This window comes from Enterobacter sp. SES19, assembly GCF_011765665.1.
GTDB lineage: Bacteria > Pseudomonadota > Gammaproteobacteria > Enterobacterales > Enterobacteriaceae > Enterobacter > Enterobacter pseudoroggenkampii.
On the sequence record NZ_CP050320.1, the window covers coordinates 3,648,482 to 3,671,207 of the forward strand.

Annotated in this window: 21 protein-coding genes and 1 rRNA gene; 8 read left to right on the top strand and 14 right to left on the bottom strand. The window is 54.8% G+C overall.

What is annotated here, in order from left to right:
* Window positions 1-26: 26 nt before the first annotated feature.
* The 9 genes from recO to rpoE all read right to left on the bottom strand — a co-directional run bounded on the left by recO (window position 27) and on the right by rpoE (window position 8,215).
* Window positions 27-734, bottom strand: a complete 708-nt coding sequence (gene recO / locus GXP72_RS17280; RefSeq protein WP_048991368.1) for a DNA repair protein RecO — start codon at window positions 732-734, stop codon at window positions 27-29.
* A 17-nt stretch (window positions 735-751) separates the two neighbouring features.
* Complete coding sequence (gene era / locus GXP72_RS17285) at window positions 752-1,657, bottom strand: GTPase Era (RefSeq protein ID WP_116343318.1); 906 nt, start codon at window positions 1,655-1,657, stop codon at window positions 752-754.
* Window positions 1,654-2,334 (bottom strand): ribonuclease III, encoded by a 681-nt coding sequence (rnc, locus tag GXP72_RS17290; protein WP_003860711.1) that lies wholly within the window; start codon window positions 2,332-2,334, stop codon window positions 1,654-1,656. The genes era and rnc overlap by 4 nt, the downstream gene beginning before the upstream one ends.
* Before the next feature lie 222 nt (window positions 2,335-2,556).
* Window positions 2,557-3,531, bottom strand: a complete 975-nt coding sequence (gene lepB, locus GXP72_RS17295; RefSeq protein WP_024908620.1) for a signal peptidase I — start codon at window positions 3,529-3,531, stop codon at window positions 2,557-2,559.
* Window positions 3,532-3,546: 15 nt separating this feature from the next.
* On the bottom strand, window positions 3,547-5,346 hold the full coding sequence (lepA, locus tag GXP72_RS17300) for a translation elongation factor 4 (RefSeq protein ID WP_024908619.1): 1,800 nt from the start codon (window positions 5,344-5,346) through the stop codon (window positions 3,547-3,549).
* 185 nt (window positions 5,347-5,531) lie between these two features.
* Complete coding sequence (rseC, locus tag GXP72_RS17305; protein ID WP_032653064.1) at window positions 5,532-6,008, bottom strand: SoxR-reducing system protein RseC; 477 nt, start codon at window positions 6,006-6,008, stop codon at window positions 5,532-5,534.
* Complete coding sequence (gene rseB / locus GXP72_RS17310) at window positions 6,005-6,958, bottom strand: sigma-E factor regulatory protein RseB (protein ID WP_023308851.1); 954 nt, start codon at window positions 6,956-6,958, stop codon at window positions 6,005-6,007. The genes rseC and rseB overlap by 4 nt, the downstream gene beginning before the upstream one ends.
* The gene (gene rseA / locus GXP72_RS17315) at window positions 6,958-7,608 is read right to left on the bottom strand and encodes an anti-sigma-E factor RseA (protein WP_008502186.1); all 651 of its coding nucleotides are present in this window, start codon (window positions 7,606-7,608) and stop codon (window positions 6,958-6,960) included. Before rseA ends, rseB begins: the two co-directional genes overlap by 1 nt.
* A 31-nt stretch (window positions 7,609-7,639) precedes the next feature.
* Entirely contained in the window at window positions 7,640-8,215 is a 576-nt protein-coding gene (rpoE, locus tag GXP72_RS17320; protein ID WP_006176728.1) for an RNA polymerase sigma factor RpoE, read from the bottom strand.
* A gap of 423 nt (window positions 8,216-8,638) precedes the next feature.
* On the opposite strand from rpoE, the gene nadB reads away from it, so the two are divergent.
* Entirely contained in the window at window positions 8,639-10,258 is a 1,620-nt protein-coding gene (gene nadB / locus GXP72_RS17330) for an L-aspartate oxidase (protein WP_208763175.1), read from the top strand.
* On the opposite strand, the gene GXP72_RS17335 is transcribed toward nadB, so the two are convergent.
* On the bottom strand, window positions 10,243-10,980 hold the full coding sequence (locus GXP72_RS17335; RefSeq protein ID WP_208763176.1) for a tRNA1(Val) (adenine(37)-N6)-methyltransferase: 738 nt from the start codon (window positions 10,978-10,980) through the stop codon (window positions 10,243-10,245). The genes nadB and GXP72_RS17335 overlap by 16 nt on opposite strands.
* 132 nt (window positions 10,981-11,112) lie before the next feature.
* On the opposite strand from GXP72_RS17335, the gene srmB reads away from it, so the two are divergent.
* Window positions 11,113-12,441, top strand: coding sequence for an ATP-dependent RNA helicase SrmB (gene srmB / locus GXP72_RS17340; protein ID WP_023344704.1), 1,329 nt, complete (start codon window positions 11,113-11,115; stop codon window positions 12,439-12,441).
* 49 nt (window positions 12,442-12,490) lie between these two features.
* Here the strand turns inward: srmB and grcA are convergent, their stop codons facing one another.
* Window positions 12,491-12,874 carry an autonomous glycyl radical cofactor GrcA gene (gene grcA / locus GXP72_RS17345; protein WP_008502190.1) on the bottom strand — a complete coding sequence of 128 codons (384 nt, stop codon included), beginning with the start codon at window positions 12,872-12,874 and terminating at the stop codon, window positions 12,491-12,493.
* 313 nt (window positions 12,875-13,187) lie between these two features.
* On the opposite strand from grcA, the gene ung reads away from it, so the two are divergent.
* Window positions 13,188-13,877 carry a uracil-DNA glycosylase gene (gene ung / locus GXP72_RS17350; protein ID WP_023333064.1) on the top strand — a complete coding sequence of 230 codons (690 nt, stop codon included), beginning with the start codon at window positions 13,188-13,190 and terminating at the stop codon, window positions 13,875-13,877.
* A gap of 40 nt (window positions 13,878-13,917) precedes the next feature.
* On the opposite strand, the gene GXP72_RS17355 is transcribed toward ung, so the two are convergent.
* Window positions 13,918-15,048, bottom strand: a complete 1,131-nt coding sequence (locus tag GXP72_RS17355; RefSeq protein ID WP_032648656.1) for a tRNA/rRNA methyltransferase — start codon at window positions 15,046-15,048, stop codon at window positions 13,918-13,920.
* A gap of 204 nt (window positions 15,049-15,252) precedes the next feature.
* Here GXP72_RS17355 and trxC point away from each other — a divergent pair, with 204 nt between their 5' ends.
* The 5 genes from trxC (at window position 15,253) to GXP72_RS17380 (ending at window position 20,974) form a co-directional block, all read left to right on the top strand.
* Entirely contained in the window at window positions 15,253-15,672 is a 420-nt protein-coding gene (trxC, locus tag GXP72_RS17360) for a thioredoxin TrxC (RefSeq protein WP_024908614.1), read from the top strand.
* 69 nt (window positions 15,673-15,741) lie between these two features.
* Entirely contained in the window at window positions 15,742-16,440 is a 699-nt protein-coding gene (locus GXP72_RS17365) for a tRNA-uridine aminocarboxypropyltransferase (protein WP_032648653.1), read from the top strand.
* Window positions 16,441-16,475: 35 nt separating this feature from the next.
* Window positions 16,476-19,139, top strand: coding sequence for a protein lysine acetyltransferase (gene pat / locus GXP72_RS17370; protein ID WP_208763177.1), 2,664 nt, complete (start codon window positions 16,476-16,478; stop codon window positions 19,137-19,139).
* A 110-nt stretch (window positions 19,140-19,249) separates the two neighbouring features.
* Window positions 19,250-20,605, top strand: coding sequence for a CDP-diacylglycerol--serine O-phosphatidyltransferase (gene pssA, locus GXP72_RS17375; protein WP_023333068.1), 1,356 nt, complete (start codon window positions 19,250-19,252; stop codon window positions 20,603-20,605).
* Between the two features lie 45 nt (window positions 20,606-20,650).
* A complete protein-coding gene (locus tag GXP72_RS17380; protein WP_024908611.1) occupies window positions 20,651-20,974 on the top strand; it encodes a YfiM family lipoprotein in 324 nt (107 codons plus the stop codon).
* Here the strand turns inward: GXP72_RS17380 and GXP72_RS17385 are convergent.
* Entirely contained in the window at window positions 20,971-22,266 is a 1,296-nt protein-coding gene (locus GXP72_RS17385) for an MFS transporter (RefSeq protein WP_208763178.1), read from the bottom strand. The genes GXP72_RS17380 and GXP72_RS17385 overlap by 4 nt on opposite strands.
* A 209-nt stretch (window positions 22,267-22,475) precedes the next feature.
* A 5S ribosomal RNA gene (rrf, locus tag GXP72_RS17390) occupies window positions 22,476-22,591 on the bottom strand.
* Window positions 22,592-22,726: the final 135 nt, after the last annotated feature.

Here is a 22,726-nt window from a genome sequence, read left to right on the forward strand (position 1 = left end):
CTCGGTTTTCTTTTCGATTCTGTGGTCTAACGTTTCGGTACAAACTGCCTGAATAATTCGCGGCTCTTTAAGGGCTTGCCGCCAAGATACGGCTTGAGGGCAATCCGGGTAAAGCGTTTTGCTGCGCGCAGGGTATCCTGATCGGGAAACTCGCGCTCATACAGCGCCCGGAGCTGGCGCCCGGTAAAGGTGCTGTTGTCTATCACGATACTGGCAATGAAGCCCTTTTCTTCGCGGTAGCGGTAGGTCATGGTGTCTTCCACTTCGTCACCGCTGCCCGCACAGTGCAAAAAATCGACCCCGTACCCAAGATGGCCCAGCAGCGCCAGTTCAAAACGACGCAAGGCGGGTTCGGGCGTGCCGGTTGCGCCAGCCAGCGACTGGATACAGTGCAGATAATCGAAGAAAAGTTCAGAGAAGCGAGTCTCATGCTCAAGAACCCGTGAGATGAGTTCGTTGATATACAGGCCGCTGTAGAGCGTGATACCAGAAAGAGGAAGCGCCAGGGAGACGGCTTCGGCGCTGCGCAAGGTTTTGACTTCCCCTCGCCCGCCAAAGCGAACCAGCAGCGGCGTGAAAGGCTGTAGGGCACCTTTCAGATTAGAACGTTTGGAACGTGCGCCTTTCGCAACCAGGCGCACGCGACCCGACTCTTCCGTGAAGACGTCCAGCATCAGGCTGGTTTCGCTCCAGGGGCGACTATGCAGGACGAAAGCGCGCTGCCATCCATCCATATGCTCGTCGTCTTAAGTTACTGGTCTTCGCCGTAACCGAGGCTGCGCAGAGCACGCTCATCATCGGCCCAGCCAGATTTCACTTTCACCCACAGTTCGAGGTGAACCGGCGCTTCAAACATCTCCTGCATGTCCTTACGGGCTTCAATGCCGATGGTTTTGATTTTGGCCCCTTTGTTGCCGATCACCATCTTCTTCTGCCCTTCGCGCTCAACGAGGATCAGGCCGTTGATGTCGTAGCCACCGCGCTCGTTGGTCTGGAAACGCTCGATCTCCACCGTCACAGAGTACGGCAGTTCAGCGCCCAGAAAACGCATCAGCTTTTCACGGATGATTTCAGACGCCATAAAGCGCTGAGAGCGATCGGTGATGTAGTCTTCCGGGAAGTGATGAATCGCTTCCGGCAGATGCTTACGCACGATGCCCGCGATGGTGTCCACGTTCAGCCCCGTCTCCGCAGACAGCGGGACGATATCGAGGAAGTTCATCTGGCTACCGAGCCACTGCAGATGCGGGAGCAGGTCGGCCTTTTCCTGCACGTTATCAACTTTGTTGACCGCAAGGATGACCGGCGTTTTGCCGTCACGCAGCTTGTTCAGCACCATCTCGTCGTCCGGCGTCCAGCGGGTGCCTTCCACAACGAAAATCACCAGCTCCACGTCGCCAATCGAGCTGCTCGCCGCCTTGTTCATCAGGCGGTTGATGGCGCGCTTCTCTTCCATGTGCAGGCCCGGGGTATCGACGTAGATCGCCTGATACGCACCTTCAGTATGGATGCCGACGATACGGTGACGCGTGGTCTGCGCCTTACGCGAGGTGATAGAAATCTTCTGCCCAAGCAGATTATTCAGCAGGGTGGATTTGCCGACGTTCGGGCGCCCGACGATGGCAATAAATCCGCAATAGGTTTTGTCGATGCTCATTCCAGCTCCAGCATTTTTAACGCCTGTTCGGCGGCAGCCTGTTCAGCCTTACGACGGCTTGAACCTGTGCCCACCACCGGTTCACTCAGGCCACTGACCTGGCAATGGATGGTAAATTCCTGATCGTGCGCTTCGCCACGAACCTGCACCACCAGATAAGATGGCAGCGGCAGATGACGACCCTGCAAATATTCCTGCAGACGCGTTTTCGGATCTTTTTGTTTATCGCCCGGGCTGATTTCGTCCAGACGGGTCTGATACCAGTTCAGGATCAGCTTTTCTACGGTCTGGATATCGCTGTCCAGGAACACACCACCAATTAATGCTTCGACCGTATCGGCAAGAATAGATTCACGACGGAAGCCGCCGCTTTTCAGTTCACCCGGTCCAAGACGCAGACATTCGCCCAGTTCAAATTCGCGCGCGATTTCCGCAAGAGTATTACCCCGAACCAGCGTGGCACGCATGCGGCTCATATCACCTTCATCCACGCGCGGGAAACGATGATAAAGCGCATTCGCAATCACGAAACTTAAAATAGAGTCGCCTAAAAACTCGAGACGCTCATTATGTTTGCTGCTGGCACTGCGGTGGGTTAATGCCTGTTGCAACAACTCCTGATGATGAAAAGTGTAGCCCAGCTTCCGTTGAAGCCGATTAATTACGATGGGGTTCATGCGATACCAATAAATGAATGCGTCAAAAATGCAGCACACGAAACCGACCTGAGAAAACCAACGCGGTTTCGTGTGCCGTGGCACCCTTGCAGGGCCAACCTTAAACTTCGGGGGAATATTCTATACACAACGACAGGGGATGTCGTTAGTTCAAAGAGATTTATCGGTGAAATAATTCGTGTAGCCGCTTTAATTAGCGGCTACACGTTCATTTAGTGAGAATTAATGGATTCCGCCGATACGACTCAGGCGAACACCGGTCGGCCATTCGCCTTCCTGTTTCTCAAAACTCATCCAGATCGCGGTGGCTTTACCGACCAGATTCGCTTCCGGCACAAAGCCCCAGTAGCGGCTGTCCGCAGAGTTATCGCGGTTGTCACCCATCATGAAGTAATGTCCTGGCGGTACAATCCAGCTCGCCAGCTGCTGGCCCGGCTGGCGATAGTACATACCCAGCTGATCCTGCGCGATTGGCACGGTGAGGATCCGGTGCGTCACATCGCCCAGCGTCTCTTTGCGCTCAACCAGACGGATGCCGTCCTCTTTGGTTTCACCTTTCGGTACCTGGAAGAATCCGCTGGTCGCTTCGCCGCCGTTACGACGGGCGAAGGTCTGCACAAAATCACTTGGCTCAACGTTTGAGTAGGTGATTGGCAGCGCGTTTTCACATGCAGTACCGGAGCTGCAGCCCGGCTGAACGGTGACTTCTTTCGCAACCGGATCGTAAGTCACTTTATCACCCGGCAGACCTACCGCGCGCTTGATGTAGTCCAGACGCGGATCTTCCGGATATTTGAACACCACGATGTCGCCACGTTTCGGATGACCGGTTTCGATCAGCGTTTTCTGGTAGATCGGGTCTTTAATGCCGTAGGCAAACTTCTCTACCAGAATAAAATCACCAATCAGCAGCGTTGGCATCATTGAACCTGATGGGATCTGGAACGGCTCGTAAATAAACGAACGTACCACCAGCACAATCGCCAGCACCGGAAATACCGAGGCACCCGTTTCCAGCCAGCCCGGTTTCGGGCCGACTTTCTTCAGGGTTTTCGCGTCAATCCCATCGCCAGTGGCTGCCTGTGCGGCAGCCTGACGTTCACGACGTTTTGGGGCGAAGATAAACTTATCCAGACACCACAGCAGACCTGTCACCAGGGTAGCAATGACCAGGATCAGGGCAAACATGTTCGCCATGCCAACTCCTTAGGGTTATTTGCCGTCTTTACCAACATGAAGGATGGCAAGGAATGCTTCCTGCGGCAGCTCGACGTTACCGACCTGCTTCATACGCTTCTTACCTTCTTTCTGCTTCTGCAGCAGCTTTTTCTTACGGCTGACGTCGCCGCCATAGCACTTCGCCAGAACGTTTTTACGCAGCTGTTTCACGGTGGAACGCGCGATAATATGGTTGCCAATGGCCGCCTGAATCGCGATATCGAACTGCTGACGCGGGATCAGATCTTTCATCTTCTCAACCAGCTCGCGGCCACGGTACGGCGCATTGTCGTTGTGGGTGATCAGCGCCAGCGCATCCACACGCTCGCCGTTGATCAGCACGTCCACACGCACCATGTTGGAGGCCTGGAAGCGTTTGAAGTTGTAATCCAGCGACGCATAGCCACGGGAGGTGGACTTCAGACGATCGAAGAAGTCGAGTACCACTTCCGCCATCGGGATCTCATAGGTCAGCGCCACCTGGTTACCGTGGTAAACCATGTTGGTCTGCACGCCACGCTTCTCAATACACAGCGTAATGACGTTACCCAGGAATTCCTGCGGCAGCAGCATGTGACACTCTGCAATAGGCTCACGCAGTTCCTGAATGTTGTTCAGCGGCGGCAGCTTGGACGGGCTATCGACGTAGATCACTTCTTTCGAGGTGGTTTCAACTTCATAGACTACGGTCGGTGCCGTGGTGATCAGGTCCAGATCGTATTCACGCTCCAGACGCTCCTGAATGATCTCCATGTGCAGCAGACCGAGGAAGCCACAGCGGAAGCCGAAGCCCAGCGCCGTTGAGCTTTCTGGCTCGTAGAACAGGGACGCATCGTTCAGGCTCAGTTTACCGAGCGCGTCACGGAAGTTTTCGTAGTCGTCAGAGCTAACCGGGAACAGACCCGCGTAGACCTGCGGTTTTACTTTTTTAAAGCCTGGCAGCGCTTTATCTGCCGGGTTACGCGCACCGGTCAGGGTATCGCCCACCGGCGCACCGAGGATGTCTTTGATGGCGCAGACCAGCCAGCCTACCTCGCCGCATGTCAGCTCGGTACGGTCAACCTGTTTTGGCGTGAAGATGCCCAGACGGTCGGCGTTGTAGACCTGTCCGGTGCTCATCACCTTGATTTTGTCGCCTTTGCGCATGGTGCCGTTTTTAATACGCACCAGGGAGACAACGCCCAGATAGTTATCGAACCAGGAGTCGATAATCAGCGCCTGCAGCGGGGCATCCGGATCGCCTTCCGGGGCCGGAATGTCACGCACCAGGCGTTCCAGCACGTCGGTCACGCCCACACCGGTTTTCGCGGAGCAGCGCACGGCATCGGTCGCGTCAATGCCGACAATATCTTCAATCTCTTCCGCAACGCGCTCAGGATCGGCGGCTGGCAGGTCGATCTTGTTCAGAACCGGCACAACTTCGAGATCCATTTCCATCGCGGTGTAGCAGTTTGCCAGGGTCTGGGCTTCTACGCCCTGCCCGGCATCCACCACCAGCAGCGCGCCTTCACAGGCCGCGAGCGAACGTGAAACCTCATAGGAGAAGTCAACGTGGCCTGGGGTGTCGATAAAGTTCAGTTGATAGGTTTCACCATCAGCCGCTTTGTAATCAAGCGTAACGCTCTGCGCTTTAATGGTGATACCGCGTTCGCGTTCCAGGTCCATGGAGTCCAGAACCTGGGCTTCCATTTCACGATCAGACAGGCCACCGCAAATCTGGATAATACGGTCAGACAGCGTCGACTTACCGTGGTCAATGTGAGCAATGATCGAAAAGTTACGTATGTTCTTCATATAGTTAAATAATTATGCCTTACGAATTCCTGGAGGCCGCTGTTCTTAGCCTGACGTTTTTCAGTGCGAAAACGCAGCATTCTACACTACATCCTCGCTACCTGGAAATGCACTTAGAGGCAGCTATAGCGTGAAGAAAGGACGTTTTCTGTTTTGGAACGTAAAAAATGATAAAGCCCGATGGATCACCGGGCCTCAGAAGAGAGCGTTTCAACACGAAGCTGGTCTGGCGCCAGCCCAACGCTGAGAATGACAGGCTGCCACTCCTCGCGTGCGGCGAGCGTCGGGGAGAGGCCTTTGGCGAGCCAGAATCCCCCCAGACCACCTAATGCGGCACCGCACATGGCGGCTCCGTCGGTGCCAAACAGCATCTGGAAAACGCCGCCCATGATAAACAGCCCGATCAGCGGAGAGAGATAGACCAGCATGGCGGAGCTGAGCAGACTGCCTTCCGCGATGCCCAGTTCAACCTTCTGCCCGGCCATCAGCGGCTGTTCACTTGGCACAGAAATCGTGTGCGATGTTTGCGGCCCGAGCTTATTCAGCACGCGGCTACCGCAGCCGGCGCGGGATGCACAGCTATTACATGAGGCTTTTACATCGCAGCTCACCAGCGCAATGCCGTTCTGCCACGAGACAACCGTCGCCCACTCTTTGATCATTGTGCGGCCCTGAATTTAATGCTGTCGGAGATGCGCTTCGCCGTTTGCGGAGGAAGTTCACCCACAATGGTGATCTCCGCGTTATCGCGTACCGTTGTACTTACCGTACGACGACCGGTACGCAGCATTTGTTCGGCGCTGTTTGCCGTTGCGCGATTAATATTCACCGAGAAACTGAACAAACCATCGGAATAGAGGCGCGATTCCACCGGCGTTTCAATCGTTGGAAGCTGACGACGGCTGCTGGACACTTCGCTAAACCCTTGCGGGATCCAGGCAGGTACCCAGTTGAAATTAACGGAGTCTCCTGCCGGAACAGAAAGCAGCGGCGGCAGGCTGGCCTTAGCCAGGTTCTGCATGCTGTTACCAACCTGATTGTTCACGCTGAAGGAGATAACGCGGAACTGTTCCAGCGTTTCACCGTCACGGTCGAGGAGGTCAACACGCATGGGGAGTTTGGTTTCCGCATCAATCCAGACAATATAGCTATAGCGCGTTCCGTCCCGGGCAACAACCCGAATCACCTCGCACAGTCTGTCCGCGATGCGGGTACGCCCTACCGAAATAAAATCGTAGTAAGGGGCAAGCCGTTTGAAATCGGTGTAAATGAGTGACGGCAGAGAATCAACGATATAATCGCCATTCAGCGTGAAAGGTTCCAGGCCTGGCTCGAAATAGCTGATTTCATTACCACGCTGGACAACTTCCCGACGCGGGCCATCCATCTGTAAAAGCTGGGCGAGCGGCTGGTTATCAAGACGGGCATGACGATAGCGTAACGACTCGACGCCCTGCTTATTGATGCTGATAAATGCCAACTCGTAATTGAGTGACTGGCTGGCCAGATTCATTTGCTGCAACAACGCCCCGGATGATACATCAGCCGAGGCGTTGGCAGAGAAGAACAGGCTACCCGCCATCAGAGACATGGCGAACCAAAGTTGCTTCATTACTGCGATTGCGTTCCTAAAGTTTGGTTTCCGGGCACCTGCACAGCAGCTTGCTGTGTCTGGGCCTGCTCAAACTGAAGCTGTTCAGAGTGCAGGCGACGCTGCAACTCGTAATCCTGCAACATCGCATTAATGCGACGGCGCTGCTCCTGAACCTGCTGCTGCTGACCGCCGCTGGCGGAAGCATCAGCCGGTACGCCCAGGCTTACCGGGCTGGCTTTGCCCATCATCGGCAGTGTGTTAAACACTGGCGCTTCTGGCTGCTGATTAGTTTCAGACTGAGTATTATAGTGCTGGACGCCAACGATAACTGCAAGCGATACGCATGCAGCCACACCCATTTGGGTAAGCTGGCTGGCCCACGGACGCACCTTTTGCCAGAACGGCATTTTCTGCCACTGGTGAGGTGCGGGTTGAGCTTCAGGAATCAGCGGAGTGGTCTGATGAACAGGCTCATTCTCAATCGCCGCCATGACGCGGGCTGAGATATCGAAATGGAGAACCTCGCCGGTGTCACCGCGAAGGGTGTCACGGATGAGATGGTAACTCTCCCAGGTCTCTTGCATTTCGGGAGAATGAGACAGCTCGTTGAGCAGCTCACTATCAACCGTTTCACCATCCATTAAAGCGGAAAGTTTTTCTTTCTGCATGCCTAATACCTTTTCCAGTATCCCGCTATCGTCAACGCCTGATAAGCGGTTGAACTTTATTATCAATAGCTTCTCGCGCACGGAAAATTCGTGAACGTACCGTGCCGACCGGACAATCCATGATAGCGGCTATCTCTTCATAGCTCAGACCATCAAGCTCCCGTAACGTAATTGCCATGCGTAAATCTTCCGGGAGCGACTCGATCGTGCGAAAAACGATTTGTCTCAGTTCTTCTGACAACATTAAGTTCTCAGGGTTCGAAATTTCTTTCAATGCGCCGCCACTTTCGAAGTTTTCGGCGTCGATTGCGTCCACATCACTAGAAGGCGGACGACGGCCCTGAGCGACCAGATAATTCTTTGCCGTATTGACCGCAATACGGTACAGCCAGGTATAAAAAGCACTATCTCCCCGGAACGAATCCAGCGCGCGATAGGCCTTAATAAAAGACTCTTGCACCACATCAGGCACATCGCCTGACGGTACATAGCGGGAAACCAGGCTCGCCACCTTATGCTGGTAGCGCACCACCAGTAAGTTAAAGGCTTTCTGATCTCCCTTCTGGACCCGTTCAACCAGGACCTGGTCCGTTAACTGCTCGCTCATCCGAGGTAATGTCTCCCCAAACCTAAATTCCACGCGTTATCGAAACGCCACTCTAAAAATACCGCACTTTGAGCAAGCACCGAATTAGAGTGTCTGATCTTCAATAAGTTCCATAACGCCTTTGTTTTTGTTCATCGCGCCGCAGACCGTTCATTTTCTCTCATTATAAGTCTGTTCACGATACGCACCACTTTCTGACAAGAAACATCTTTTTCCCGCCAGAAGAGTAACGCAACACAGGCTTTATTTCACCACAAAATCTGACGCTAACGATCTGCTTCGCAAAATAATTTCACTCATTTACCCTCCGTTTACCTCCGCTTACGCGTTTAGCCATTGCAACAGCCTCTAAAAAAAACGTGCGATATATCGCATTCGAGTGCTATTCTGACCCAACACTGTTTAGTAAATTAAACAACAATCATGAACACAACACCTGAACTCCATTGTGATGTACTGATCATCGGCAGCGGCGCTGCCGGTCTCTCTCTGGCGCTGCGCCTGGCCGAGCATCAAAACGTTATCGTTCTGAGTAAAGGACCGATAAGTGAAGGTTCCACGTTTTATGCCCAGGGTGGCATTGCCGCCGTGTTTGATGAGACAGACAGCATTGCTTCCCACGTCGACGATACGCTGATTGCCGGGGCCGGGATCGTGGATGCGCATGCCGCAGAGTTTGTCGCCAGCAATGCCCGCCATTGCGTGCAGTGGCTCATCGACCAGGGCGTCTTATTCGATACGCAGGTTCAACCCAACGGCGAAGAGAGCTACCACCTGACGCGCGAAGGCGGCCATAGCCACCGCCGCATCCTGCACGCAGCGGATGCCACCGGTAAAGAAGTGGAGACCACGCTGGTCGGCAAGGCGCTGAGCCATCCTAATATTCGGGTGCTTGAACGAAGTAACGCCGTTGACCTGATTATATCCGACAAGATTGGGCTGCCGGGGACGCGTCGCGTGGTGGGCGCCTGGGTCTGGAACCGCAATAAAGAGAAGGTGGAGACCTGTCAGGCGAAGGCTGTGGTACTGGCGACGGGCGGCGCCTCCAAGGTGTATCAGTACACCACGAACCCGGACATTGCCTCCGGCGACGGTATCGCTATGGCCTGGCGCGCCGGCTGCCGGGTGGCGAACCTCGAGTTTAATCAGTTTCACCCAACCGCCCTGTTCCACCCTCAGGCGCGCAACTTCCTGCTGACGGAAGCCCTGCGCGGTGAAGGTGCTTATCTGAAACGCCCTGACGGCTCCCGCTTTATGCCGGACTTTGACGCCCGGGGTGAACTGGCCCCGCGCGATATCGTTGCCCGCGCCATCGATCATGAAATGAAGCGTCTTGGCGTGGACTGCATGTATCTCGATATCAGCCATAAGCCAGCAGAGTTCATTCGTCAGCATTTCCCGATGATCTACGAAAAGCTGCTCAATCTTGGCATTGATTTAACGCGCGATCCGGTGCCGATTGTGCCGGCGGCCCACTATACCTGCGGTGGGGTCATGGTTGACGATCATGGGCGTACCGATGTGGATGGTCTGTATGCTATCGGTGAGGTCAGCTATACCGGGCTACACGGCGCGAACCGTATGGCCTCTAACTCACTGCTTGAGTGCCTGGTGTACGGCTGGTCAGCAGCGGAAGACATCGCGAAGCGCATGCCTTATGCCCGTGAAACAGAGCATCTGCCTGCCTGGGATGAAAGCCGCGTGGATAATCCGGACGAGCTGGTCGTGATCCAGCACAACTGGCATGAGCTACGGCTGTTTATGTGGGACTACGTGGGGATTGTGCGCACCACGAAACGCCTGGAGCGCGCCTTGCGCCGCATCACCATGCTGCAGCAGGAAATTGATGAATATTATGCCAATTTCCGCGTATCCAATAACCTGCTGGAGCTGCGCAATCTGGTGCAGGTTGCCGAGCTGATCGTTCGCTGCGCGATGATGCGTAAAGAGAGCCGTGGACTGCACTATACGCTGGACTACCCGGATCAGCTTGCTGAATCCGGCCCCTCGATCCTTGCCCCTCAGGTTTACATAAACAGATAAAACGCCTGGGTCAGAGCAGTGTAATCTTCGGAATAACGCTGGTCTGGCCCACGGATCACCATTCGGTCATTAAAGCATTCACCCTCTTTTGGCGAGAGCGCCAGCAGCACGCGGTGCGGCAGTCGTCCTTCCGTATCCGAAATATCGGTACGCAGACGTAACGTCCAGCCGATCTCCTGCGCGATACCGATGAACGTGTTGCCGGTACTCTCAGGCAGGACCACGCAGAAAAAACCTTCTTCGGAGATGAGTTCCGCCGCACTGGTGAGCAGCGCTTTATGATCGAGGGAGCCGGTATAACGCGCCTGTTCACGCTCGGGTGTCCCGCACTCAACGCCGGGCTCGTAGTAGGGAGGGTTACTGACGATCAGATCGTAACGCGCGGTTTGTTCAGGTGCCCAGGCCAGCACATCTGCGCATTCCACCTTCATTCGGGCAGCCCAGGGAGATTCGGCCATGTTGTCACTCGCCTGCTCTGCGGCCTGAGCATCCAGTTCGACGGCATCGATGGTGACATGTTCTTCCGTACGCTGCGCCAGCATCAACGCCACCAGCCCGCTGCCGGTACCGATATCAAGAATACGCTTAACACCTGCGACAGGCGCCCACGCTCCCAGTAAAATACCGTCTGTACCGACCTTCATGGCACAGCGATCGTGAGCAACAAAAAATTGTTTAAACGTAAAACCATCGCGGCGCAGCTGCGCTTTGAGTAGAGACATGTCAGGGCAACCTTCTAAGTGAAACTGGAGTAGCATAGGGGAAAGCGAAGTGGCCGAAAAGCGATATCCATACAAACAGATGAAGATTACAGCCGTAACGTCTATAATCAGCGCCCCACACAGAGGTAGAACATGACTGTAACGACTTTTTCCGAACTTGAACTCGATGAAAGCCTGCTCAATGCACTTGAGAGCAAAGGCTTTACACGCCCGACCGCCATTCAGGCAGCGGCCATTCCGCCTGCGCTTGAGGGCCGCGATGTGCTCGGTTCTGCGCCAACCGGCACGGGGAAGACAGCAGCCTATTTGCTGCCTGTGTTGCAGCATCTGCTCGACTTTCCACGTAAAAAATCTGGCCCGCCGCGTATTTTAATCCTGACGCCTACGCGCGAACTGGCCATGCAGGTTGCCGATCACGCGCGTGAACTCGCGGCAAATACTCATCTGGATATCGCCACCATTACCGGCGGCGTCGCGTACATGAACCACGCCGAAGTGTTCAGCGAAAACCAGGACATCGTCGTTGCGACGACGGGCCGCCTGCTGCAGTACATTAAAGAAGAGAACTTCGACTGCCGCGCGGTTGAAACGCTGATCCTCGACGAAGCCGACCGCATGCTGGACATGGGCTTCGCACAGGATATCGAGCACATTGCCGGGGAAACACGCTGGCGTAACCAGACGATGCTGTTCTCTGCCACCCTCGAAGGGGAAGCGATCAAAGACTTCGCAGAGCGTCTGCTGGAAGATCCAGTTGAAGTGTCGGCGACGCCGTCCACCCGTGAGCGTAAGAAGATCCACCAGTGGTACTACCGCGCGGACAACCTTGAGCACAAGGTCGAATTGCTGAAACACCTGCTGAAGCAGGAAGATGCACTGCGCACAATCGTGTTTGTGCGTAAGCGCGAGCGCGTGCACGAGCTGGCTGAAATGCTGCGTAACGCCGGGATCAACAACTGCTATCTTGAAGGCGAGATGGCGCAGATCAAGCGTACTGAAGGCATTAAGCGCCTGACCGATGGCCGCGTTAACGTGCTGGTTGCCACCGACGTTGCCGCTCGCGGGATCGACATCCCGGACGTCAGCCACGTCATTAACTTCGATATGCCGCGCAGCGGCGATACCTATCTGCACCGTATTGGCCGTACCGGCCGCGCGGGCCGCAAAGGGATTGCTATCTCACTGGTTGAAGCACATGACTACCTGCTGCTGCAGAAAATTGGCCGCTATGTTGACGAGCCGCTGAAAGCGCGCGTTATTGACGGCTTGCGCCCAACCACACGTGCGCCGAGTGAAAAAATGACGGGTAAACCGTCCAAGAAAGCGCTCGCGAAACGTGCTGAGAGAAAAGAGAAAGAAAAAGAGAAACCGCGCGTGAAGCAGCGCCACCGCGATACCAAAAATATTGGTAAGCGCCGTAAGCCAAGCTCTGCCGCACCAGAGACGAAAACTGAAGAGTAAAAAAAGCCGGGGAAATCCCCGGCTTTTTTATTCCCCCCTGCTGAAGCCGTTACAGGCTTTCAGTAAAGGTACGGGCGATAACGTCGCGCTGCTGTTCTGGAGTCAGTGAGTTAAAGCGAACCGCATAGCCGGACACGCGGATAGTCAGCTGTGGGTATTTTTCAGGGTGCTCAACCGCGTCCATCAGCGTTTCGCGGCGTAGTACGTTTACGTTCAGGTGCTGACCACCTTCGACGCGCACTTCCGGTTTCACTTCCATTGGAATTTCACGGTACTCGATTTCGCCCAGTTTGCTCACCGGCACGATTTCATCTTCAGCAAAACCCGCTTTCGCAACGACACAGCGCGCTTCGTTTTTCTCGCTGTCCAGCAGCCAGAAAGAATTGAGCAGATCGTCATTTGCAGCTTTAGTAATCTGGATACCTGTAATCATGTGTTGCCTCCCTAGGCTACATTAACTGATGCCGGCCTCTCGCGGCCAATTGGTAAAACCATTGTTTCTTGCGTGTATATATATCATTCACACTCCGGTGATTTATTGATTTAAATCAACAAAAACACCAACCACATAAAGAGTGTGGTTTGAATTTATTGTTTTAGATCAATTTAACAGCCTTACCAATTCAACTTGTACTGCATCTTTTCAAAATAAATTTAGCCACTTAGCGCACATTTCAGCGTGTAATTTTGCTCACCGGGGTTAAACAGGTAAGCTAGTCACAGATTGAGATTCGCAGGAGAGCGAGATGACAACACCTTTAACCTGGCATGACGTGCTGGCAGAAGAAAAGCAGCAGCCTTATTTTATCAATACGCTCAGCACCGTTGCCGCTGAGCGTCAGTCCGGACAGACGATTTACCCGCCGCAGAAAGATGTGTTCAACGCCTTTCGCTACACCGAACTGAGCGATGTGAAAGTGGTCATTCTGGGCCAGGATCCCTATCACGGCCCGGGCCAGGCGCATGGGCTGGCGTTTTCCGTACGTCCCGGCGTGGCGATCCCCCCTTCTCTGCTCAACATGTATAAAGAGCTTGAGGGAACCGTGCCCGGGTTTACCCGACCAAACCATGGCTACCTGGAAAGCTGGGCGCGTCAGGGCGTGCTGTTATTGAACACGGTACTCACCGTTCGGGCCGGCCAGGCGCACTCGCACGCCAGCCTGGGCTGGGAGACATTCACCGATAAAGTCATCAGCCTGATCAACGAACACCGTGAAGGGGTCGTGTTTTTACTCTGGGGATCGCACGCGCAGAAGAAAGGGGCGATTATCGATCGTCAGCGTCATCACGTGTTGAAAGCGCCGCACCCGTCACCGCTGTCTGCACATCGCGGTTTCTTTGGCAGTAATCATTTTGTTCTGGCGAATGAATGGCTGGAAAAACGTGGCGAAACGCCGATTGACTGGATGCCTGTGTTACCGGCAGAGAGCGAGTAGTATTTGAATGTGCCGGGTCAGACCCGGCACATTAAGAGGCTTACGCTTTGTTCTGACGCCACCACTCGGCCAGCAGCACGCCGGTCGCAACGGATACGTTCAGACTTTCCACGTTGCCTGTTCCGTCGATAGAGACGCTCAGATCCGCACTCGAGAGCGCCGCGTCAGACAGACCATCACGTTCCTGACCTAATACCAGCACCATTTTACGCGGCAGCGTCGCTTTAAACAGCGGCGTACCGGCATGGCTCGAGGTGGTCACGATGGAATAACCCGCTTTACGGAACTGCTCAAGCGCATCCAGCACGCTGTCGCCGGTGATCGGCTGTACGTGCTCGGCTCCGCCTTCCGCAGTACGGATCGCGGCACCGGATTCCAGCAGCGCGGCATCCTGCAACAGCACGCCTTTCACGCCAAAGTGCGCGCAGCTACGCATCATTGCGCCCAGGTTGTGCGGGTTACCTACATCTTCCAGCGCCAGCACGCAGTCATCGGCATCCGCCTGGCTGACCCACTGCTGCACGGTCGTGCCGTTACGTTTTTTGATCAGGAAGCAGACGCCGCCGTGGTGTTCAGTACCGGAGGCTTTGGTCAGCTCGGCATCATCCACAACGTGGTAGGCTTTACGGTTCGCGGCCATCCAGCGCAGCGCTTCTTTAAAGCGCGGAGTCACGCTCTGGATGAACCAGGCGCGGACGATACACTCAGGACGGCTCTGGAACAGCGCCTGGCAAGCGTTCTCGCCGTACACGCGGGTCTCTTCCGCACGCTGACGGCGCAGCACTTCCGGATCGATAAAGCTTTTACCGCTGATACCGCCGTGATCGGCTTTTTCCGGCGTCTCATCGCCAGGGGCGCGAGAAACGGTGCGCCACGGGGAGCCGTTATCACGCGAGAAGTCATCACGCGGACGATCGTCACGTGGACGGTCACTACGTGGGCGGTCGGAACGCGGACGGTCATCGCGTTTGCGATCGTCACGTTTGCGGTCATCACCGCGGGAATTTCTGTCATCGCGGGCGGGGCGACGGCCACCGTCTGCACGAGAAGACGCCGGACGCCCACCACCTTTTCCGGTACGCGGATTTTGGGTGCGTTTATCAGAGTCATCATCACTGCGGACATACATCACTTTGACCTTGCCGCTTTTGTTTTTCATTTCGTCGTTCATGCTTTTCTCCACCAGCGCTGCGCGAAGCGCGCAGATTACCCGATGTGCCAGCGCATAGCCATAATTTCGTACAAAAGCCTGTGACTATTGTTCTCATTGAATAAAACGCATTGTTGTTTCAAACAGGCTCATTGATAATATGTAACATATTAGAAACATTATCGGCGTTCTGCCGCTGTCCCACGGCTCTATCAGAGGTTAGTTATGAATACCGTATGTGCCAACTGTCAGGCTCTTAACCGCATTCCGGACGATCGGATGGAAGATGGTGCGAAATGCGGACGTTGTGGCCATGAATTATTTGATGGCGAGGTCATTAATGCGACGGGTGCTACGCTGGACAAACTCCTCAAGGACGATCTTCCTGTCGTGATCGATTTCTGGGCGCCATGGTGCGGCCCATGCCGTAGCTTCGCGCCAATCTTCGAAGACGTGGCCGAAGAGCGCAGCGGAAAAATACGCTTCGTGAAGGTCAATACCGAAGCCGAACCCGAACTGAGCGCCCGTTTTCGTATTCGCAGCATCCCGACCATCATGATTTTCAAAAATGGTGAAGTGATCGATATGCTTAACGGTGCGGTTCCAAAAGCACCTTTTGAAAGCTGGTTAAACGAGTCGCTTTAACATTCACGGGGCACATCTTGTGCCCCGCTCCCGCCTCTGCGAAAATAGTGTTTTTCCTGCATTTCGCCCATGACTGATAACGCTGTTCTTCAATTACGCGCCGAACGCCTTGCGCGCGCTACCCGACCGTTCCTCGCCCGAGGCAACCGTATTCGCCGCTGTCAGCGCTGCCTGCTGCCGCTGAAGGTTTGTCTGTGCGAGACGCTGGCCCCGAGTACGGCGGAGAGTCGTTTTTGTCTGGTCATGTTCGATACCGAGCCGATGAAACCCAGCAATACGGGGCGTCTTATCGCCGATATTCTGCCGGATACCGCCGCGTTTCAGTGGTCCCGCACGGAGCCGCCTCAGGCCCTGCTCGATTTAGTGGCAAGCAAGGACTATCAGCCGATGGTCGTTTTCCCCGCGTCGTACGCAGGTGCGGATCGCCAGGTGCTTTCAGTGCCGCCATCCGGTAAACCACCGCTGTTTATTATGCTGGACGGCACCTGGACCGAAGCGCGAAAAATGTTTCGCAAAAGCCCGTATCTCGACGCACTGCCGGTGATTTCTGTCGATCTTTCCCGCGTCTCCGCCTACCGCCTGCGTGAAGCGCATGCTGACGGGCAATACTGCACCGCTGAAGTAGCCATTGCGCTTCTGGATTTAGCGGGAGATACCGCTGCGGCTGGGGCTCTTGGCAACCATTTCTCATGCTTCCGGGAGCGCTATCTGGCGGGAAAAACCGTTCATAAGGGCAGCGTCACAGCAGCCGAGACGGAAAGCGTTTAAAATCATCAGGTCGCTTGCATTCACAGGAGGCCTGCATGAGCCAGCGAGGCTTAGAAGCGCTACTTCGTCCTAAATCCATTGCCGTCATTGGCGCATCAATGAAACCGGATCGTGCTGGCTATCTGATGATGCGTAACCTGCTGGCCGGGGGGTTTAATGGCCCCGTCATGCCCGTCACGCCAGCGTATAAGGCGGTTCAGGGAGTGCTTGCATGGCCCGATGTACAGAGCCTGCCTTTCGTACCGGATCTTGCCGTACTCTGTACAAATGCGAAGCGTAATCCGGAACTGCTGGAATCACTCGGCAAGAAGGGGTGTAAAACCTGCATTATTCTCTCGTCTCCCCCTGAACAGAAAGCCGAGCTTCTGGCCTGCGCCAGCCGCTATCAAATGCGCATTCTTGGGCCAAACAGTCTGGGCCTGCTCGCCCCCTGGCAGGGGCTGAACGCCAGCTTCTCTCCGGTTCCGATCCGCAAAGGCAAACTCGCGTTTATCTCGCAGTCGGCTGCGGTATCGAACACCATCCTCGACTGGGCGCAGCAACGTGAAATGGGATTCTCCTACTTCATTGCCCTTGGCGACAGCCTGGATATCGACGTTGATGAGCTCCTGGATTTTCTGGCGCGCGACGGTAAAACCAGTGCGATCCTGCTTTATCTTGAGCACCTCAGCGACGCGCGTCGTTTTGTCTCGGCTTCGCGAAGCGCGTCGCGCAATAAGCCGATCCTGGTGATCAAAAGCGGACGCAGCCCTGCGGCACAGCGTCTGCTGCATTCGCATTCCGGCATGGATCCCGCCTGGGACGCCGCCATCCAGCGCGCGGGGTTGCTGCGGGTACAGGATACGCACGAGCTTTTTTCCGCCGTTGAGACGCTAAGCCATATGCGCCCGTTGCGCGGCGAGAAGTTAATGATTGTCAGTAACGGTGCCGCCCCTGCGGCACTCGCCCTGGATGAGCTGTGGCGGCGCTTCGGCAAGCTGGCCACGCTGAGTGAAGAGACGCTGCAGCGCCTGAAAGATGCGCTTCCGACCAGCGTGACGCCCGGCAATCCGCTTGATTTGCGCGATGACGCCAGCAGTGACCGCTATATCAAGGCAATTTCCATTCTGCTGGATAGCCAGGATTTCGATGCGCTGATGATTATCCACTCCCCCAGCGCGGTCGCGCCGGGCAGCGAAAGCGCGCGCGCGCTCATTGACGCCGTGCACAACCATCCGCGAGGCAAGTATGTCACCCTGCTGACCAACTGGTGCGGTGAGTTTTCTTCGCAGGAGGCTCGGCGCTTGTTCAGCGAGGCCGGGCTGCCAACCTACCGCACGCCGGAAGGCACCATCACCGCCTTTATGCATATGGTGGAATATCGCCGCAACCAGAAACAGCTGCGTGAGACGCCGGCTTTGCCCGGGAATCTGACGGCGAACACCGTCGACGTTCACCGGCTTTTGCAGCAAGCCATTGAAGAAGGCGCGACGTCGCTGGATACGCATGAGGTCCAGCCCATTCTGGGCAGCTACGGGATGCAAACCCTGCCGACCTGGATCGCCAGCGACAGCGCTGAGGCCGTGCATATTGCCGAGCAGATTGGCTATCCGGTTGCCCTGAAGCTGCGCTCCCCGGATATCCCACATAAGTCTGATGTTCAGGGGGTGATGTTATACCTGCGAACGGCGACTGAGGTGCAGCAGGCCGCCGATGCCATTTTCGATCGGGTCAAAATGGCCTGGCCGCAGGCAAGGATCCACGGATTGCTGGTGCAAAGCATGGCCAACCGCGCAGGCGCTCAGGAATTACGGGTGGTGGTCGAACACGATCCCGTCTTCGGCCCGCTCATCATGCTGGGAGAGGGTGGTGTTGAGTGGCGTCCGGAGGAGCAGGCCGTGGTCGCTTTACCGCCGCTGAACATGAACCTGGCGCGTTATCTGATCATCCAGGCGATTAAAAGTAAAAAGATCCGTGGCCGGAGCGCGCTGCATCCGCTTGATATTGCCGGGCTAAGTCAGTTCCTGGTGCAGGTCTCTAACCTGATTGTGGATTGTGCCGAGATCCAGCGGCTGGACATTCATCCGCTTCTCGCCTCCGGCAATGAGTTTACGGCGCTGGACGTGACCCTGGATATCGCGCCCTTCGAAGGAGACAGAGAGAGCCGTCTGGCGATCCGCCCGTATCCCCTGCAGCTGGAGGAGTGGGTTGAGATGAAGAATGGGGAACGCGCCTTGTTCCGCCCTATCCTGCCGGAAGATGAGCCCCAGCTGCGGGCTTTTATCTCTCAGGTCACGAAAGAGGATCTTTATTATCGCTATTTTAGCGAAATCAACGAATTTACCCACGATGATTTAGCCAATATGACCCAGATCGACTACGATCGAGAAATGGCGTTTGTTGCCGTTCGTCGCTCCGATAAGGGGGATGAGATCCTCGGCGTCACGCGTGCGATTTCTGACCCGGATAACGTCGATGCGGAGTTTGCGGTGCTGGTGCGCTCCGATCTTAAAGGTCTGGGTCTGGGAAGACGGCTGCTGGAAAAACTCATCAGTTATACGCGAGATCACGGATTGTTACGCCTCAATGGCATTACTATGCCTAACAATCGCGGTATGGTGACCCTGGCGCGAAAACTTGGGTTTGACGTTGATATTCAACTGGACGAAGGTATTGTGGCTTTGTCCCTCAGTCTGACATCAGCAGACAAACGCGAGTAAGCTACTGGAAATGTTACCCACTTTGGACGGGACTGGTGGTATCATTGTCCGCTTATGTTGTTTGCATGGTACAGACAACCCTTCAATGAACAGAGAAGAAACGCACTGTGATGTTGTCAAAATTTAAGCGTAATAAACATCAACAACACCTTGCTCAACTACCGAAGATTTCTCAGTCAGTTGATGATGTAGAGTTCTTTTACGCTCCCGCTCATTTTCGGGAGACGCTTCTGGAAAAGATTGCCAGCGCCACGCGACGCATTTGCATTGTGGCGCTTTATCTTGAACAGGATGAAGGCGGGCGCGCGATCCTGAACGCGCTCTATGAAGCCAAACGTCAGCGGCCGGAACTTGATGTTCGCGTGCTGGTAGACTGGCATCGCGCTCAGCGTGGCCGTATTGGCGCTGCTGCGTCAAACACCAATGCCGACTGGTATTGCCGCACAGCGCAGGAAAATCCTGGCGTGGATGTGCCTGTTTATGGCGTCCCGGTGAATACCCGTGAAGCGCTCGGCGTTCTTCATTTTAAGGGGTTTATCATTGATGACAGCGTGCTTTACAGCGGCGCAAGTCTGAATGATGTTTACCTTCATCAGCTCGATAAATATCGCTACGACCGCTACCATCTGATCCGTAATCCGCAGATGGCCGATATCATGTTCAACTGGGTTGATAAAAATCTGGTCCATGGCCGCGGCGTTAATCGCCTTGACGATCCCGAGCGTCCTAAAAGCCCGGAAATCAAAAATGATGTTCGCGCCTTCCGCCAGGAGCTGCGTGATGCGGTCTATCATTTCCAGGGTGATGCGAACAACGAAGAGTTATCCGTTACCCCGCTGGTAGGGCTCGGCAAATCAAGCCTGCTGAACAAAACGATTTTCCATCTGATGCCGTGCGCGGAGCAGAAACTCACCATCTGTACGCCGTACTTCAACCTTCCTGCCGTGCTGGTGCGTAATATCATTCAGCTGCTGCGCGACGGTAAAAAAGTGGAAATCATCGTGGGTGATAAAACGGCAAACGACTTCTTCATTCCTGAAGATCAGCCGTTCAAAATCATCGGTGCGCTGCCTTATCTCTATGAGATTAACCTGCGCCGTTTCCTGAGCCGTTTACAGTATTACGTCAATACTGACCAGCTGGTTGTGCGTCTCTGGAAAGATGAAGACAACACATACCATCTGAAAGGAATGTGGGTCGACGATGAGTGGATGCTGCTGACCGGTAACAACCTGAACCCACGCGCGTGGCGACTGGATCTGGAAAACGCTATCCTGATCCATGACCCGCAGCATGAGTTAGCAGCAAAACGTGAACGTGAGCTGGAGCTGATTCGCACCCACACGACAGTGGTTAATCATTACCGAGAACTGCAGAGCATTGCCGATTACCCGGTGAAAGTCCGCAAGCTTATCCGCCGCTTACGTCGTATCCGTATCGACCGACTTATCAGCCGCATTCTGTAATATCCAGGCCCTGCCACCCGCAGGGCTTTTTTATGGAGCCCGTTGATGCGTATTCCTCTGTTACTGAGCGTCTTCTTCCTGAGTGGCTGTAGCCATATGGCCAACGATAACTGGTCCGGACAGGATAAAGCACAGCATTTCCTCGCTTCTGCGATGTTGTCCGCAGCCGGTAATGAATATGCGCAGCATCAGGGATACAGCCGGGATCGTAGCGCGGCGATAGGGCTGATGTTCTCAGTGGGTCTTGGGGCATCAAAAGAACTGTGGGATAGCCGCCCCGCAGGGAGCGGCTGGAGCTGGAAAGATTTCGCCTGGGATGTCGCCGGCGCAACGACCGGCTATGCCGTGTGGCAGATGGCGCGCTATTAAAGTCGAATACCTTTCCCTTTGCGATGCAGCATCAGGGAAACAACAAATGCCAGTGCGCCCATTATCGTTACGTACCAGAAGAATGTCGTTTCACTTCCCCATGATTTAAGCGACAACGCAACGTACTCCGCCGATCCGCCAAATAGCGCATTAGCCACCGCATAAGAGAGCCCTACCCCTAAAGCACGTACCTGCGCCGGGAACATTTCAGCTTTCAGTATCCCGCTGATAGAGGTATAGAAACTGACAATCACCATCGCCAGCATCACCAGTGCAAACGCGGCATAGGGCGAAGTCACATGCTGAAGGGCAGACAGAATAGGTACGGTACATAATGCCGACAGCCCGCCAAAAATCAGCATCGACGTACGTCGACCGATTTTATCCGAGAGCGCACCGATAACGGGTTGTATGAGCATAAAGACAAACAGCGCAACGGTCATGACTACGCTGGCGACATTTGCGTGCATGCCGGTAGTGTTCACCAGGTACTTCTGCATATAGGTGGTGAACGTGTAGAAACTGAGAGAGCCGCCCGCAGTAAAGCCAAGCACCATAAGGAAAGCTTTGCGGTTACGCCATAACCCTTTGAATGTTCCCGCCTCCTTCAGCATCCTGACCTCTTTCTGAGAGGTTTCATCTAGCTGACGGCGTAGCCAAAGTGCAACGACCGCCAGTACAGCGCCCATTGCGAAAGGGATCCGCCATCCCCAGGCGTGAAGTTGTTCGTCCGTCAGAATTTGCTGCAGGATCACCACCACAAGAATGGCCAGCAGTTGACCGCCAATCAGCGTGACGTACTGGAATGAGGCGTAAAAACCTTTACGGCCTTCCAGTGCAATTTCACTCATGTAGGTTGCACTGGTACCGTATTCACCGCCCACCGATAATCCCTGGAATAAGCGGGCCAGCAAAAGTAGTGCCGGTGCCCAGGTACCAATCGATGCATATCCCGGTAAGCAGGCGATCACCAGCGAGCCAAAGCACATCATGCACACCGAGATCAGCATAGAGGCCTTACGCCCGCGACGATCCGCAATACGGCCGAACAACCAGCCCCCGATGGGTCGCATCAAGAAGCCTGCGGCGAAGACTCCTGCCGTTTGTAGCAGCTGCGTGGTGGTGTTGCCGGAGGGGAAGAAAATATGTGCGAAGTAGAGTGAACAGAATGAGTAGACGTAAAAGTCGAACCATTCAACCAGATTCCCTGAAGAGGCGCTGATGATTGCCCATACCCTTCTTCGGGTATCACTGTGAGCCAGCGTCCCGTTTGATGTCATGCTTTCTGTCATTGTGATTATGCTCCTGCCATAAACTGCGGCGTATTGAGCCAGGAGACTCAATAACCTCGTAAATGAAATGTTATAATTTTGTTATAAACCACATTGAGACAGAGATCACACATTCCATTAGCAGGATAAGGGATTAAGACAAAAGCCAGAGTGGGAAAACAAAAGCAAAAAACCCCGCACCTTACGGTACGGGGTTCTTCTTAATTGATGCCTGGCAGTTCCCTACTCTCACATGGGGAGACCCCACACTACCATCGGCGCTACGGCGTTTCACTTCTGAGTTCGGCATGGGGTCAGGTGGGACCACCGCGCTAAAGCCGCCAGGCAAATTCTGTTTAATCTGTATCAGGCTGAAAATCGTGTCTGTCTCTTCGCCGAAACACCTTCGGCGTTGTAAGGTTAAGCCTCACGGTTCATTAGTATCGGTTAGCTCAACGCATCGCTGCGCTTACACACCCGA